Annotated in this window: 10 protein-coding genes; 3 read left to right on the forward strand and 7 right to left on the reverse strand. The window is 63.1% G+C overall.

The window, feature by feature from the left end:
• Window positions 1-52 precede the first annotated feature (52 nt).
• From BLV07_RS16370 to BLV07_RS16390, 4 genes are all read right to left on the reverse strand, one after another.
• On the reverse strand, window positions 53-3835 hold the full coding sequence (locus BLV07_RS16370; RefSeq protein WP_349524965.1) for a penicillin-binding protein 1A: 3783 nt from the start codon (window positions 3833-3835) through the stop codon (window positions 53-55).
• Between the two features lie 155 nt (window positions 3836-3990).
• Window positions 3991-4311 (reverse strand): hypothetical protein, encoded by a 321-nt coding sequence (locus BLV07_RS16380; RefSeq protein WP_091887339.1) that lies wholly within the window; start codon window positions 4309-4311, stop codon window positions 3991-3993.
• Window positions 4312-4382: 71 nt separating this feature from the next.
• Window positions 4383-9209, reverse strand: a complete 4827-nt coding sequence (locus BLV07_RS16385; protein ID WP_091887341.1) for an NAD-glutamate dehydrogenase — start codon at window positions 9207-9209, stop codon at window positions 4383-4385.
• A 505-nt stretch (window positions 9210-9714) separates the two neighbouring features.
• Window positions 9715-10506 (reverse strand): phytanoyl-CoA dioxygenase family protein, encoded by a 792-nt coding sequence (locus BLV07_RS16390; RefSeq protein ID WP_091887343.1) that lies wholly within the window; start codon window positions 10504-10506, stop codon window positions 9715-9717.
• Between the two features lie 326 nt (window positions 10507-10832).
• Here BLV07_RS16390 and BLV07_RS16395 point away from each other — a divergent pair, with 326 nt between their 5' ends.
• From BLV07_RS16395 to BLV07_RS16405, 3 genes are all read left to right on the forward strand, one after another.
• Window positions 10833-11519 (forward strand): class I SAM-dependent methyltransferase, encoded by a 687-nt coding sequence (locus BLV07_RS16395; RefSeq protein WP_091887345.1) that lies wholly within the window; start codon window positions 10833-10835, stop codon window positions 11517-11519.
• A gap of 13 nt (window positions 11520-11532) precedes the next feature.
• Window positions 11533-12576, forward strand: a complete 1044-nt coding sequence (locus BLV07_RS16400; RefSeq protein WP_091887347.1) for a zinc-binding dehydrogenase — start codon at window positions 11533-11535, stop codon at window positions 12574-12576.
• Between the two features lie 259 nt (window positions 12577-12835).
• Window positions 12836-14155 (forward strand): aminotransferase class V-fold PLP-dependent enzyme, encoded by a 1320-nt coding sequence (locus tag BLV07_RS16405; RefSeq protein WP_091887349.1) that lies wholly within the window; start codon window positions 12836-12838, stop codon window positions 14153-14155.
• 94 nt (window positions 14156-14249) lie between these two features.
• Here BLV07_RS16405 and BLV07_RS16410 read toward each other — a convergent pair whose 3' ends face one another.
• The 3 genes from BLV07_RS16410 to BLV07_RS16420 form a co-directional block, all read right to left on the reverse strand.
• On the reverse strand, window positions 14250-14603 hold the full coding sequence (locus BLV07_RS16410; RefSeq protein ID WP_349524968.1) for a helix-turn-helix domain-containing protein: 354 nt from the start codon (window positions 14601-14603) through the stop codon (window positions 14250-14252).
• Window positions 14600-14869, reverse strand: a complete 270-nt coding sequence (locus BLV07_RS16415; RefSeq protein ID WP_349524969.1) for a type II toxin-antitoxin system RelE/ParE family toxin — start codon at window positions 14867-14869, stop codon at window positions 14600-14602. The genes BLV07_RS16410 and BLV07_RS16415 overlap by 4 nt, the downstream gene beginning before the upstream one ends.
• A gap of 210 nt (window positions 14870-15079) precedes the next feature.
• A complete protein-coding gene (locus tag BLV07_RS16420) occupies window positions 15080-16102 on the reverse strand; it encodes an LLM class flavin-dependent oxidoreductase (protein ID WP_091887355.1) in 1023 nt (340 codons plus the stop codon).
• Between the last annotated feature and the right edge of the window lie 23 nt (window positions 16103-16125).

Here is a 16125-nt window from a genome sequence, read left to right on the forward strand (position 1 = left end):
CACGCAGGCGGCGATGAGGACTGCGGCACGGTGAAGTCTCATGGGTCAATGCTCAATTCAGCCGCCGCCAGAAATAATCGGGATCGACTCGGAGCGGCGGTCGCGGGAGGCGGTCCTCGTCATCGGGAGGTCCGCGCCAGGAGGGATATTCGCGCGGACCAAGACGCCAGGTCGGGAATGGAAAAGGCGACCGGTTGTCGCCGTAATGGCGGTTGTCGTCGGACCACTGCTGGAATGGTCCGTCGTCTTCGTCACGGCCGCCACGATGGGCGTAGCTTTCTGCACGCGAGACGATCCGAAATTGCGTATCGTCGATTCTGCCCGACGGATCTCTCTTGAGATACTCGGTGAAAGCGCGGCCGGTGCCGGGCGGTGAAGGATCGCCGGTATGGGGATCGATCGACAGAGGAACGAGCTGACGCAGTGCTTCGCGCGAAGGGCCGTTCAATGCCATCTTGGGAGCGTGCAGCTCCCAGGCCGCCTGCACGATCGGCTCGAACATCGGCAGCGCCACTTTTGATCCGGTTTGGCCGCTGCCAAGGGAGCGGCGCCCGCCATCGCTGTTGTCGTAGCCGACCCAGATGGCGACGGTAACGTCATTTGTGAAGCCGACGAACCAGGCGTCGACCGCATTATCAGTGGTACCAGTCTTGCCGCCGACAAAGGGCGAAAGATGCTTCACCACGCGCGCGGTTCCGCGCGCGAGCACGCCCTGCAGCATTGATTTCAACTGGTAAAACGATGCGCGGTCGGCCGAACCGATCCAGTCCACCGCACGCGGATCGTGCCGGTAGATTGGTCGGCCGTCCTGTTCGATCGTTTCGATCGCATGGGGCCGGGGCCGGGCGCCCTCGTTGGCGATCGCTGCATAGAACGCCGCAAGGTCGATGAGCCGCACGGTTTGTGCACCGAGCACGAACGGGTAGTAGCGCATGCAGTCCTTGTAGAGCTGCGCTTCCATCGCGAGCTCGCAGACCCGGTCGAGGCCTCGCTCGGCACTGTCGTCGAGACCGGACGCGAGCAGTTGCACGGTGGCGAGATTGCGGGAGTTTTCCAGCGCACGCCGCAGTGTAATGGCACCCAAGGCGCCGCCGTCATAGTTCTTCGGCGACCAGAAATCGCCCCGGCGCGGGTGGACCGTCGCGCCGATCGGTGTCAGCGTAATGGGTTCGTCCATCACCAGCGTGTTGGGCTGCAATCCCTTGCGAAGGGCGGCGAGATAGGTCAGCGGCTTCAAGGTGGAGCCGGGTTGGCGCAGGCTCTGGACGACGCGGTTGAGCTGGCTTGCGGGATACGAAAAGCCGCCCGCCATCGCGAGAATGCGGCCGGTTTCGTTCCCGAGTACGAGGGCCGCTCCCTGCACGTTCGGTCGAATACGCAGATCGGCACGCGCCGCTTCCTTGCCCCTGGCTTCGCGCAGTTGCACGTAGACCACATCGTACGGCTTGAGGCCGCGCTGGATCGCGGCGCTCCACGTGTTCAGCGGCAGGATTCTTCCGTCGGTCAGGCCGACGTTGATCGCGTGGCCACGCTTGCCACGCGCATTCTCCAGGACGACCGCCGAGTCCCAGTGAACGTCGTAGAGAGGTAGCCGTGTCGCCTTCAACGCCGCGAGCCAAGCCGGTTCCGTGGCCTTCAGGTCTGCCGCAATGCGACGGACGGCATCGGAAATGTTCGCCTCGGGTCCCTCAAATTTGTAGCGGCCGGTCTTCAGCTCGTACCGCGCGAGGCCCTCCTGCAATGTCGCTTCGACTACGCGCTGCAAGGCCGAGTTGATGGTCGAGCGCACCGTGTAGGAGGCGTTGGTGAGAGTATCAAGACCCGCGACCAACCTTGCCTCGCGGGCGATGTGATCGACGAAGTGAAAGCCGAAGTCCCGTCGCGTCGGCCGGTACTCGACCAGCTGCGGCAATACTGCTTTCGCCGCGTCGGCGTCGATCATGGCGTCGTCCCGCATGCGGCCGAGCACGTAGGCAAGGCGCTCGCGCGCGCGCTCGGGGTGGTGGTCGGGGTTGAAGTAGTTCGGTCCCTTGGCGAGCCCGGCGAGGAGGGCGCCCTCGACGGCGGAGAGCGCCTTGGCCGGTTTGCCGAAATAGCTGCGCGCCGCGAGCTCGATGCCCCAGGCTCCGCGACCGAGATAAATCGAGTTGAGATAGAGCTCGAGGATTTCCGCCTTGGTCAGGGCGCGCTCCATCCGCGAGGCAACGATCATTTCACGCAATTTTCTTTCGTAAGTGATGTCGTTACCAACCAGCAGGTTCTTGGCGACCTGCTGCGTAATGGTCGAGCCTCCCTGCGGCCGGCCCGGGTGCGTGAAGTTGCCGATGAAGGCGCGGACCAGTCCGCGCTCGTCAATGCCGGCGTGTTGGAAGAAGCGCTTGTCCTCGGCGGCGATAAATGCGTTGCGTACCGCTTCCGGTATATCCGCAAGCTTGACCGAGATGCGGCGGTTGTTAGGCGCGTAAATCTCAGCAAGCTGCTCGCCCTTGTTGTCGAGGACTTCGCTGGTGCCAGAAAGCCTGAGGTGCTCAAGCTGCGCCGCGTCGGGCAGATCCTTGACCGCGCTGTTGTAGAAGGTGATGACCTGACCGAGATCGACCGGAGAGTCTTCCACGTTTTCGACCTTGCAGAACTGCCTATAGGCCACCTGGAGGTCGGCCAGATTCAGTCCTTTGAGCGCCTTGATCTCGCTGCTCAACGCCTCCTTGTCATCCATGGCAGTGGCAATCAGATCGTCCAGGTTGATGTCCTCGATGTCGAAAGCCTTGCGCATGTGGGCGCAGCCGGCACTCAAAAGCTGTGCCACCTCGGAGCGGTCGCGCACCGCATCGAACTCAGTCTTGATCCCATCCGGCCGGGTAGTGACCTGGCTGAAGGCAAGCGCCGTGGCGAAGATCTTGATGAGTATCGAGTCCATGACCGGCCGACGGTCGAAAAGCCGCCTCCGCAAGGTCGTAGAACAAACAAGACTGTGTTGAGGAAAAAGTTCCTGAAGTGCCGCCGCTCGCTTCTTCGGTCCTTCATGATTGCTCCGACCTGGCCGCGCCGCGGAACCAATGCCGAGGCCCGCGCGTTTTAGAAAGACCGAATTGGCAGCGCACTCATGAATGCCCCTCTTCCAGTCGTGCTCGCCGTGGCGCTCCTCAGCGTCGCCGTCGCCACGATGCCTGCGGACGCTGCTCCTCGAAAAAAGCACAGCCGGACACTTGCCGCAGTCTCCCCTGCAGCTAGCGTCGCTCAGCCGCCCACGGACAGATTTTTGGCCTGCGACGTCCGGGTGCGAGATTATCTTCGCGAGGGCGGAGCGGTGACACGGGTGACCAAGATCGAAGTGGACGATGCCCGACTGCAGTTGAACATTCAGCATGAGTACGGGGAGGCGGGAAAGTCGTCTCGAAAATACCTCCGCGGGGACACGGAAGAAGAAATGCGCAAAAATCTGCGCGGAATATTGGATGAGTTCGCTGCGGCTGCGAAGGCGGCAACGGCTGGTCGCGCTTGGTATGTCGTCGCTGCGCGCAAGGTCATGCCGGACTCCCGCGACGGTTCGGGCGAGACCACGAGTCCGTGGACTGCCGTCGTCCTCGCGGATTTCGACGGAAAATGCAGGCCTATCACGTTCTATCAGTCCGTCGACCGGACCAAGCTCGATCCTGAACTGAACAAGAAATTGGATGAGTGAAGCTTTACGCCCGAATTGATTTGCAGTCGTAGCGACCGTGCCTGGCGGTATGAGGCGCGGTGAGCTGCTCAACTGCCGTCGTCGCCGGTGAGTCTGCAGTATTGGCGGCGAGGCGCGGCTTTCATCGCCTTTAGGGCACGTTTGGGCAGCCACGCTGAAACGCTTTGGAAAGCAATGAGGCTGTTGCTGCCCAAAACTGTTCTTTAGTCCACTGAAATCACTCGCTTCTGGCCCGTCCCCAGGGAGCGCCATCTCTTTCGTTTGCAATCGCAAAAATCAAGCGCCGCCGTTGCAGCGCTTTGCGTGGCTTACCGGATCCTTGTCACCACGTCGGGTCGGTTTTTCTCGAGCCAGGCCACGGCCTCCGGTCCGTCGACGACGCACTCGAAGGTTTCCCAGGTCGGGTCCTCCAGGGATTCTGATTGCAGTCGCTTCGCCGCATACTCAACGAGGTCGTGCAGCCGTTCGTATCCGCGTCGGCCCTCGAGGGAATCGGCAATCGCGGTACTGGCCCATCCTCGTTGGGCCAAGTCGATAATGCTCGGAGCGTCAGCCTCGCTGAACCAGGGTGTGGCATCGAACTCGATGCAGCGGACATTATCGGCTGTATGGCAAGTAGCGTGGATCATTGGATTCCTCCATTCGCCGGCTGACAACCTGCCCAGCATTGACCCTTTCACATCGCTGCCTCGCTACGCCCTCAGCCCTTGACCAAGTCCCCCAGCAGGTTCGCCGCCACCGTCAGCTTGGCGAGCGTCAGGCCGCTGGCAGCAATCTCCTCGACCGAGCTGCGGATGCGCGTCGCTTGGGGGTGAGCCGCGAGCCAGGTCTCGACGGCCTGCTGGCCGGACTGGCCGGTCGCCAGCATATCCGCGGCCAGTCTTCTTTCGGCGCCAGCGATCTGCTCAACGGCGCGATCGATGGCTATACGTTCGAAATAGTCGTTTGCCGGCACGTGGCGCGCGGCGGCGATGATGCGGTCGAGACGGAAATTCGCCTCGGCGGCAAAGAAGGTCGCGGCGGCGTCGCCAATGGGGCGGGTGGTGCGCTCGGCGACCGTCACGATATCGGGTGCCGAGACCAGGGCGTCGAGATCGGCGAGCTCGCCGGCAAGGCCGGCCGGGACGCCAGCGTCGGTCAGGTCCTGCCGACGCTTGGCGCGTGCGGCCTGCAAGTCCGGCGGCAGGGTAGTGTCGAGCGCGGCGACAATCTGGCGGATCGCCGGGCCGAAGCGCGCGACCACGGCCTCCAGCCCGCCCTTGAAATCGACATTGCGCACGTACCAGACCATGCGCGAGAGCAGGAGGTCCTGCACGGAAGCGTAGAGGGACAGCTGCACCTGCCCGTCGATGCAGGCGTCGAGTGCATCGATCGCGTCATTGAGCCCCTTCAGACCGTAGCATTCATCGACCGCCACGTAGGCCATGACGATGGTCGGGATATCGGCGTCCGTCTCGTCGATCAGGCGTACGACACAGGCCGGGCCGCCGCGGTTGATCACCGCATTGGCGAGGCTGGTCGCGATGATCTCCCGCCGCAGACGATGCAGTTCGGCCGCTGTCGGGAACTTGTCCTGAATCTCGCGCGGAAAATACTGAGACAACTCGCGGGCAAGATAGGGATCATCGGGCACGCTGGTGACGAGCAGGTCATCGTAGAGGGTCAGTTTGGCGTAGGCGAGCAGCACCGCAAGCTCGGGCCGCGTCAGGGACTGGCCGCGCCGGGTGCGCTCGGTGAGCGCTGCGTCGTCGGGCAAGTACTCCACCGCGCGGCTGAGCAAGCCGCGCTGCTCGAGCGACTGCATCAGGCGGGCGAGGAAGCCGGCCTCGGCCACGCCCTTGCGCTCGGCGAGCGAGAGCGCCAGCGTCTGCAGATAGTTGTTGCGCAACACCAGCGTACCGACTTCGTCGGTCATTGCGGCAAGCAGGCTGTTGCGGTCAGCGAAGCTGAGGCGTCCCTCGCGTTCGGGGCGAGCCAGCGCGATCTTGATATTGACCTCGACGTCGGACGTGTTCACGCCGGCCGAATTGTCGATAGCGTCGGTATTGAGCTTGACGCCCTTCTGCGCCGCTTCAATGCGGCCACGCTGAGTGACGCCGAGGTTGGCGCCTTCGCCGATCACCCGCGCGCGCACGTCGCCACCCGCGACGCGGATCGGATCGTTGGCGCGGTCCCCAACCTGATCGTCGCTCTCCGCCGACGCGCGAATATAGGTGCCGATGCCGCCAAACCACAGCAAGTCCACGCGCGCTTTCAGGATTGCCGTCATCACCTCGAACGGCGTCGCCTGCGGTTTAGCGAGATCCAGCAGGGTGCGCGCTTCCGGAGCGAGCGGGATCGCCTTGAGCGAGCGCGAGAACACGCCGCCGCCTTGCGAGATCAGCGACTTGTTGTAGTCCTGCCAGCTCGACCGCGGCAGGTCGAACAGACGCTTACGCTCATGGAAGCTGATCGCCGGATCGGGCGAGGGATCGATGAAGATGTCGCGGTGATCGAAAGCCGCGACGAGCCTCGTCGTCGGCGAGAGCAGCATGCCGTTGCCGAAGACGTCGCCGGACATGTCGCCGACGCCGGCAACGGTGAACGGCGTGGTCTGAATGTCGGTGCCGAGCTCGCGGAAGTGGCGCTTGACCGCCTCCCAGGCGCCGCGCGCCGTGATCCCCATCTTCTTGTGATCGTAACCCTGGCTGCCGCCGGATGCGAAGGCATCGCCGAGCCAATGGTTCTTCTCAGCCGAGATCGCGTTGGCGACGTCGGAGAAGGTGGCGGTGCCCTTGTCGGCGGCTACGACGAGATAGGGGTCGTCACCGTCATGCCGCATTGTCAGGTCGGGCGGCACCACGATGTCGCCGCCGAGATTGTCGGTGAGTTCGAGCAGCGAACGAACGAAGATGCGATAGGCTTCTGTGCCCTCCGCTAGCCACGCCTCGCGATCGGAGGGCGGTGGCAGGCGCTTGGGTACGAAGCCGCCTTTGGCCCCGACCGGCACGATCACGGCGTTCTTGACCTGCTGCGCTTTCACCAGGCCGAGGATTTCGGTGCGAAAATCCTGCGGCCGATCGGACCAGCGCAAGCCACCGCGCGCAACCTTGCCGAAGCGCAGGTGAATACCTTCGACACGAGGTGAATAGACGAAGATCTCGTAGAGAGGTCGTGGAGCGGGCAAGTCGTCGATCCGGCGCGCCTCGAACTTGAAGGAGATCACCGGACGCGGATGTCCATCCTCGCCGATCTGCCACAGATTGGTGCGAACGGTTGCCTGCACCAGATTGGTGAAGCGGCGCAGGATGCGGTCTTCGTCGAGCGAGGCGACGGATTTGAGCTGCTCCTCGATCTCGGCAAGGAGAGTTGCCTCGCGCGCTGAACGTTCGCGATCGGTAAGGATAAGATGCGGATCGCGGCTAACCTGGAACAGTGCGACGAGGTTGGCCGTGATCGCGGCGTTCTTGCGCAAGGTCTCCCACATATAGTCCTGGGTGAACGGGGCACGGATCTGGTGCAAATAGCGGGACAGCGCTCGGATGGTCGAGACTTCCCGCCAGCCCAGGGCCGTGCGCAGGATCAGGGCATTGTACCCATCGGATTCGGCGCGGTCGGTGACCACTGCCATGATCGAGGCTTCTAGGCGATGGCTGAAGTCCGGGCTGATCTCGATCGGCTGGCCGTCGCTGGTGTCGATCGTCATGTCGTGCAGCCAGACCGGGGCGGGCCGGTTACCGGGCACGATCTGATAGGTGCGTTCGTTGACCACGCGCAGGCCGTGATTTTCGATCACCGGCACGCGGTAGGACAGCGACAGCGGTGCGGCGTCCGAGAAAACTTTGAGGCCGAAGCGCCTGGGATTGCCCTCGCCTCCGAAGCGGTGAACGGAAATCGTTACCGGGCGCGCTGGCGTGAGCTTCTCGATGGTCGCGATATCGGCGATCGCCTGTTCTGCCGTGAATACCTCGGTATAGCCGCCGCTAAAGGCCTGGGCATAGCGATTGGCGAGCATGCGTGCCCGCATGCCATCGGTCGACGCAGTGAGCGCGGCCTTCAGCTTGTCGGCCCAGGTTGCGGCAATGGCGCTGATTCCGGCTTCGAGCGCGGCGCGTTCGACGAGGGGAGTTTTGCCTTCATAGCGCCCGATGATGTAGTGGACGCGCGCAAGCGCCCCCTCAGGGAATGCTACGTAGGAGGCCGACAGGGTCCCCTTGTAGGCCTGCGCCAGGAAGGCGCCGACACGCGTGCGCACATTGGTGTCGTACTTGTCGCGTGGAATGAAGGTGAGGACGGATACGAAGCGATCGAACTTGTCGACCCGCGCCAGCGCCCGGACGCGGGGGCGCTCGTAGAGGATCAGGACCTCGATGACGAAATTGTTCAGAGTGTCGACGTCGATCTGGAATAGTTCGTCACGTGGATATTCTTCGAGAATATGCATGAGCGCTTTGCCGGAATGGCCGCTCGGGTCGAAGCCCGCGCGCTGGAGCACCCCCGAAACTTTGTGGCGGACATAGGGGATCTGTCGTACCGAACGGGTATAGGCGCCCGAGGTGAAAAGGCCGACGACGCGCAGTTCGCCCTCGAGCCGACCGTCGGGCGTATAGAGCTTGATACCCACGTAATCCATCCGGATGCGACGATGGACGCGGCTGGAGACATTGGCCTTGATGACGATCAGCAGCGTCGGCTCGCGCATGAACTCGCGAATTTCCGTCGTCATCACCACCATTTCCGTGCCGCGGCGCAGCACCTTCACGTCGGGATCGCGCAAGATGCCGAGGCCTTCGCCGGTTGTAATGTCGTCGGACGCATCGCTGTCGGACGAGAAGCGATATTCACGCACGCCGAGGAAGGTGAAATTGTCCGCGCAGAGCCATTGCAGGAACTGGCTTGCTTCGGCGACCTCGTCGATCGGCAGCGGCGGCGGATTGGAAGAGAAAGTTTTGATCGCTTCCTCGACGCGGTCGCGCATGGCGCGCCAGTCGGTGACGCAGGCGCGGACGTCGTTCAACGTGCTGGTGAGGCCCTCGATCAGCGTCTTGCGATCCGCATCGGCGTCCAGGCGAGTGATGTGGAGATGAATCAGGCTTTCGCGCGTGCCCTTTGCTCCCTCCGGCAGTGATTCGCCGTAGAAGCGCAGCAGCTTGCCCTGGTCATCGCGCTCCACGGCGATGATCGGATGAGCGACAAGGGTGACTTCGATGCCCTGCTCGATGAGCTCCGCCATGGTGGAGTCGAACAGGAAAGGCATGTTGTCGTTGAGAATTTCGAGCACGGAAATCTCGCGTCCGTCGGGCAGCACCGGATTGAAGACGCGGATATCGGCGCGGCCGGCTGTGCGCCGCTGCACGTGCTCCCAGGCTTGCTCCGCCAGGAGAGCAAGCGAGGCTGCATCGTAATTGGCGAGGTCCTCGGCATTGGTGTAGCCGAACAGAGGCTCGGCAAAGGCCCGGGGGCTCTTGCCTGCTGGCACGCTGCCTGCTGCATCGCGGATCAGGGTTGCCCGGGCCTTGTCGTCACGCCACACCATCGTGTCCTCCATTTGCCGCGCCGTCCGACCGCTGCCGCGATCATCAGCTTGATTCTGGAGTGCATCTCTTCGAGCGCCGCGATCGAGTGCCACGCGAAAGTCTCGGTCTCGAAGCGTCGACGGCTTCCGGCAACATACTACGTTCCAAGAGCGAAAGGTGCACGCTGTCGTGAGGTGTGTTGAATTTTCTTGACGACAGCGGGTGGACCCGAAGTCTGCGCGGACGGCGGTCGAACGCCTGGAGCAGGAAAAATCACATGCAATTTCAATTATGTATGAGTTCGTTGTTTTGTTCTGAACGGCGCGCCATTTCCAATTCAACGCGCTTCAGTACGATTTCGCCGCGGTCATCACGCCGTGCCCTCGGTTGCGGGCAAGCGGCTTGGCAATTTCGCGAACGCAATCGGCAAACACCTGTGCCACCGGACTCAGCATTCGGCCCTTCAACCCGTTGCCCCGTGAAACGCCGGGAGCAACCGGAACATCAGCCGCCCCAGCGGTCCCGGATGTTGTCCGACTACAACGCCAGCCCACACGCCTGCCGGATGGCGATCTGAACCGGCGAAGGTGGCAACGCCGGATCAAACTCGACCTTCGGCAGCAGCGGAGGCTGTGCCATGAAGCGCGGCCGCTTCCCCCGGTGGGGTTGCGCGGCATGAACAAGGAACGGATGGCACAGATAGACGCTGCCTGCCGCACCGGTCGCCAGTTCGACCTCGCAATCTGCGGTCGAGGCGTAGTCCTCGGCAGAGAGCTGCCGGAGCGTCGCGCCTGCGTCGCCATAGGGCAGCAGCTCCCGCGCGATGGTGGCATGCGAGCCTTTCCGTATCCTCGTGGGCGCATCATCCGGGCCGACATCCGAGAACAGGAAGAGCATCAGCAGCGCACGTCCGTTGCTTTTCACATTGGCACGCCACTCCATGAAATCCGGAGTGGCGGTGCCAAAGCTCATGTCCACATGCCAGCCGTCATCACTGGGGGATTCCGCGGAAGGGAAGCGGATCGGAAAGGTTCCGAGAGCCCTGGGCGCAAGCCAGCGCCCTTCGCCCGCGAGTTGATCGTAGGCTTTGTGCAGGGACGGCCCGTTCGCGGCTTCAGTGAATGGGGGCGAAGCCCTGGCGCCCACCCGGATAACGGGTTTGGTCCAGTGTTCGGGTTCGTCCGGCGACAGGCCAATATCCGCCCACAGCTCGTCCCTGCACCGCTTTGCAAGCTGGGCGCTGAAGGCATGTTCGATCTTGATGAAACCGTCGTCGATGAAGTTCTGGACCTGACGGGGCGTCAGGCCAGCCTGCTCGGTCTTGGGCATTGCACATTCTCCGTTCGGCTACGCATCAAGCACAGCCGTCTGATCTGATTGGCGCGGATGCGCCGGAACGACGTCAACCGTTCAGATCAGCGGGAAGAATGTGGACATGAACATCATGGGAGGAACGTATACCGCGGCGGAGCGTGGAATCAAGGTTCGCCCGACCTCGCATCCCAAACAAAGGCGAGGCTTGGACACGTGGGCGGTTGCGGCTACGGATGTCCACATCATTGATCTGAAACAATGATGGTCTTCGGCACAAATGCTAGGCCGAGTCGCAGGTCGCGGCGCAAGGCTCCAAGGGCCGGTCGAGACAATCTCAGCGTGTGTTGGAATCCGAGGGCTCAATGGGACGACTCCTGAATATCGTGACGCCGCTGCATACGGCGACCAAGCGCGACTACATGGGCCGCATGAACGACGACAAGATCGCCTGCTCGCTGAAGGCGCGGGAATACGAGGCCGATTATTGGGATGGTGATCGCCGTTTCGGCTATGGCGGCTACCGCTTCATCGAGGGGCGCTGGGCGCCGGTCGCCAAGGCGCTGATCGAGACCTATGGTCTGAAGGATGGGTCGAGCGTGCTCGACGTCGGCTGCGGCAAGGGCTTTCTGTTCTACGAGATGCAGAAGATCCTGCCGGGCCTGAAGATCGTCGGCTTCGACATCTCCAAACACGGCCTCGCACATGCGCACGAGCAGGTGAAACCGTATCTGTTCAATTATCGCGCCCAGGACGTCTATCCCTATGGCGACGACAGTTTCGACCTCGTCATCTCGCTCGGCACCCTGCACAATCTCAGGCTCTATGAGCTCGAGGCGGCGCTCAAGGAGATCGAGCGGGTCGGCAAGAACAAATACGTCATGGTCGAGGGCTACCGCAACGTCGCCGAGCTGCACAATCTCGAATGCTGGGCGCTGACGGCGGAATCCATCCTGCACACATCGGAATGGATCTGGCTCTACGGCAAGCTCGGCTACACCGGCGATTACGAATTCATCTATTTCGAGTGACCGGGCGCGACGCATGGATATCAAGACAGCCAAGGCGGCGATTCTCGTCGAGTCCGGCAAGCCGCTGATCGTCGACGAGTTCACCCTGCCGGATACGCTCGAGCACGGCCAGGTGCTTGCGCACGTGCACACGTCGAGCATCTGCGGGGCACAGATCAACGAGATCGACGCGGTCAAGGGCGTCGACAAGTTCCTGCCGCATCTGTTGGGGCACGAAGCGCTGGCGACCATCGTCGAAACCGGACCCGGCGTCGTCTCCTGCAAGCAGGGCGACACCGTCATCATGCATTGGCGGCCGGGCAAGGGCATCCAGTCCAATACGCCGGTCTATTCCTGGCGCGGCAAGCGCCTCAACGCGGGCTGGGTCACCACGTTCAACGAATATGCCGTGGTGTCGGAAAATCGCGTCACGCCCGTTCCGGCCTCGATCGATCGCAGGAGCGCGCCGCTGCTCGGCTGCGCGGTGACGACCGCGCTCGGCGTCGTCAATAACGATGCGCAGGTCGCCATCGGCGAAGCCGTCGTCGTGTTCGGCGTCGGCGGCGTCGGCTTGAACATCGTGCAATTTGCCGCAATGGTCGGCGCTTATCCGGTCGTTGCGATCGACCGTCTCGACAACAAGCTCGAGATGGCCCGGCAGTTCGGCGCCACCCACACCATCAACTCCGACGCGGTGAAGGATCTCGCCGCCGAGGTTCAGGCCATCACCGGTACCGACGGAGCCGACAAGGTCGTCGAGACCACCGGCGTCAGCCGGTTGATCGAGCTCGCCTACGAGATCACCGCCAAGAAGGGTCGCTGCATCCTGGTCGGTGTTCCCCGCGACAAGGTCGAGATCTACACGCTGCCGCTCCATTTCGAGAAGGTGCTGAAGGGCTCGGAAGGCGGGCAATGCCAGCCGGCGCGCGATATCCCGCGTCTCGTTCGCCTCGACGAAGCCGGCAAGGTCAGTTACCGCGGCATCGTCACCGACGAGTTCGCGCTCGATGACATCAACGACGCGCTGGATCTGATGCGCAGCGGCAAGTCGGGGCGCATCCTTCTGAACATCAGCTGAGCGTGGCCGCCGGTCATTTGCGCCGGCAATCTTCGCCAGCGCGGCTCTTGCCTGCATGGGCATCGCCCATTCCGGCGGGCGGCAGCCTGACCTTCGGTTCAAGATCGCTCGCAGCGGCTTGCGCCATCGGCGCAGCACGCGATCCACGAGACAATGGTCGGCGTGTAACCGGCGGGCCGAGCATCATCGAATTGTCATCGCTCCGTCATTCGCGCTCTATCGATCGCTGCTCCCTTCGCCGCGCATCGTGGAGGCTGATATGCATCTGATTCAGACAATGTCGTCCGACCGCCGGTCGATCCTGAAGGGCCTCGCGGCCGCAGCGGTCACGTCGCTGGCAGCACCGGCCATGGCGGCTGAAGGCCTTCCGGCACAGCCAGCCGGTTCGGCCCTCGCCATAGCCACCGACAAGGCCTATTGGACGGCCGTGAAGGGGCTCTATGCCGTGACGCCTGACGTCGTCAATCTGGAGAACGGCTATTGGGGCATCATGGCCGAGCCGGTGAGGCGCGAGTTCATTCGCCAAACCGACATGGTCAATTATCAGAACACCTACTACGCGCGGCAGCGCGCGGGTGCGGATTTCGAGGCCGTGCGCGCCAAGGTGGCGGAGGCGGTCGGCGCGGCACCTGAGGAGATCGCGCTTACCCGTGGCGCGACCGAAGCGCTGCAGCTTCTCATCGGCGGCTACAACAGGCTGAAGCCCGGCGACGGCGTGCTCTACGCCGACCTCGACTATGATTCGATGCAGTATGCGATGAACGCGCTGAAGGCGCGCCACGGCGTCGACGTGATCAAGTTCGATGTGCCCGAGCCCGCCACCCGCCAGGCCGTGCTCGACGCCTATGCCCGCGCTATCGAGGCGAACCCGAAGACAAGACTTCTCCTCCTCACCCATGTCAGCCATCGCACCGGCTTCGTCATGCCGATCGCCGAGATCGCCCGCATGGCCAAAGCCAAGGGCATCGACGTCATCGTCGACGCCGCCCATTCCTGGGGGCAGATCGACTTCAAGGTGGGTGAGCTCGAGGCCGATTTCGTCGGCTTCAACCTGCACAAATGGATCGGCGCGCCGGTCGGCGTGGGCTTCCTCTACATCAGAAAGGACCGTCTCCCCGCCATCGACCGCGACATGGGCGACGAGGATTTTGCCGAGACCGATATCCGCTCGCGGGTGCATACCGGCACGGTCAATTTCGCGACGGTACTGACGGTGCCCACGGCCGTGGCGCTGCATCAGCAGATCGGCGCGTCGGCAAAGCAAGCCCGCCTGCGCTATTTGCGCGACTATTGGGTGAGCCGCGCCCGCGGCTTCAAGGACATCGAGATCCTGACGCCGGATGAAGTCGGCTCATACGGCGCGATCACGTCCTTTCGCCTCGCCGGCAAGACCAGCAAGGCCGACAACGACGCCGTCGTCGCGAAGCTCAGGGACGACTACAAGATCCTGACGGTGCGCCGGGCCGGCGTCGCCAAGGGTCAGTGCATCCGTGTGACGCCGGCGCTCTTTACCGATGAGGCCGATCTCGACCGCTTCGTCGAGGCGCTTGCCGTCATCACGGGGACGAAGACGGGGTGAGCCAAGGGATATATCGCCGTTCGTGTCACCGCCACCCAAGTGCCGGCGCGACGTGGGTCAGGATCGCCTCGATCGCATGCGCGCAGACGCTGCATCAGGCTGCCGATAGTCGTACACGGAACTTGCTGCCGGTCGCCTCTGCATAGCGCAAAAGTGTCTTTGTGCTCGGCAGGGTTTGTCCGCTTTCAAGTCGGGCGATCGTAGATTGGCTGGTGCCCATTCGAGCAGCCAGCTCGGACTGTGAGAAACCGGCCCGCAAACGAGCCCTGAGCAATTCAGCGGCGATCTCGAATTCCGGGGCGAGCGCATCGTACTCGGCCCTGACCTTCGGGTTCGCAAGAAGACGAGCCTTGAGCTTCTCGAACGGGATTGTCATGTGATGTCCTTTCCAGTTGCGCCCACTCGCGCGGGGGCAAAAATCGCTCAATTGTTCGAACGAGATCATCATGCGATCTCATTTGCTCTCCGTAACGCGAGTTCGATTTCCGCCCGCGGAGTCTTTTGCGTTTTCTTCACGAACGCACGCACGACGACAACTCTCCGGCCAATTGCGGTGACGTAGAGGGCGCGCGCAATTCCGTCACGCCCCGTCAGGCGCAACTCCCAAAGCTTCCCTTCAAGGTGCTTGACGTGCGGTTCGCCCAGGCTTTCCAGGCCAGCCGAGGTAATGCGCTCGGCAAGTCGCAGAAAGCGTGCCTGCATGTCGGCCGGCAAAGCGGCGATCTCCGCGGCAACCGTTTCGTTGAGGATATCAACTCGCCAAGGCACAAGCCCAATTTATCTCATTTTTGAGATACAAGCAAGGGGCAGCATCTCATGAGATGGTAGCGGTTGCGATGCCTCGCATCTCTCTCGTGGCGGTCGTGGCGCTTTCTTTTTGTCGATTTGTCTGTCGCCGGCACCGAGCCGGAGCACGCACCGCAGTCACCGCCACCCCAGCGCAGGCGCAACATGCGTCAAGATCGCCTCGATCGCATGCGCGCAATAGGCCACGCCGAGCTGGTTCGGGATCGTCAGCAGCAGCGTGTCCGCCTCGGCGATCGCCTCGTCCTGGCGCAGCTGCTCGATCAGCACATCCGGCTCCGCTGCATAACTCCGGCCGAAGATCGCGCGGGTGCGCGGATCGATGAAGCCGATCTGGTCCTCGCCTTCGCCACTCCTGCCGAAATAGGCGCGATCGCGATCGTCGATCAGCGCAAAAATGCTGCGGCTGACGGACACGCGCGGCTCGCGGCTGTGGCCGGCTTCCTTCCATGCGGCGCGAAAGCTACGGATCTGCGCCGCCTGCTGCACGTGGAAGGCTTCGCCGGTCTCGTCGTTCTTCAGCGTCGAGCTCTGCAGGTTCATGCCGAGCTTGGCCGCCCACACCGCGGTCGCGTTCGAGCCGGCGCCCCACCAGATGCGTTCGCGCAGACCCTGCGCGTGCGGTTCGAGGCGCAACAGCCCGGGCGGATTGGGAAACATCGGCTGCGGATTGGGCTCGGCAAAACCTTCGCCGCGGAGCAGGTCGAGGAAGACCTCGGCATGGCGCCGGCCCATGTCGGCGTCGTTCTGGCCCTCGGCCGGGCGATAGCCGAAGTAACGCCAGCCGTCGATCACCTGCTCGGGCGAGCCGCGGCTGATGCCGAGCTGGAGCCGCCCGCCGGCGATGAGGTCGGCGCTTCCGGCGTCCTCCACCATGTAGAGCGGGTTCTCGTAGCGCATGTCGATTACGGCCGTGCCGATCTCGATTTTGCTGGTCTTGGCGCCGACGGCGGCGAGCAGCGGAAAGGGCGAGGCCAGCTGCCGCGCGAAGTGATGCACGCGAAAATAGGCGCCGTCCGCCCCTAACTGTTCCGCCGCGACCGCAAGCTCGATCGATTGCAGCAGCGTATCGCTAGCAGAGCGGGTCTGCGACTGCGGCGAGGGCGTCCAGTGCCCGAAGGAGAGGAATCCGATCTTTTTCATGAGGGCAATCTAGGGATGGTCGC

This window comes from Bradyrhizobium sp. Rc2d (assembly GCF_900099855.1).
GTDB lineage: Bacteria > Pseudomonadota > Alphaproteobacteria > Rhizobiales > Xanthobacteraceae > Bradyrhizobium.

Bases quoted from the DNA above. Each gene is read 5' to 3' on its own strand.
- BLV07_RS16380 (WP_091887339.1), bottom strand. From the start codon at position 4,311: ATGATCCACGCTACTTGCCATACAGCCGATAATGTCCGCTGCATCGAG.
- BLV07_RS16385 (WP_091887341.1), bottom strand. From the start codon at position 9,209: ATGGAGGACACGATGGTGTGGCGTGACGACAAGGCCCGGGCAACCCTG.
- BLV07_RS16390 (WP_091887343.1), bottom strand. From the start codon at position 10,506: ATGCCCAAGACCGAGCAGGCTGGCCTGACGCCCCGTCAGGTCCAGAAC.
- BLV07_RS16400 (WP_091887347.1), top strand. From the start codon at position 11,533: ATGGATATCAAGACAGCCAAGGCGGCGATTCTCGTCGAGTCCGGCAAG.
- BLV07_RS16405 (WP_091887349.1), top strand. From the start codon at position 12,836: ATGCATCTGATTCAGACAATGTCGTCCGACCGCCGGTCGATCCTGAAG.
- BLV07_RS16410 (WP_349524968.1), bottom strand. From the start codon at position 14,603: ATGATGATCTCGTTCGAACAATTGAGCGATTTTTGCCCCCGCGCGAGT.
- BLV07_RS16420 (WP_091887355.1), bottom strand. From the start codon at position 16,102: ATGAAAAAGATCGGATTCCTCTCCTTCGGGCACTGGACGCCCTCGCCG.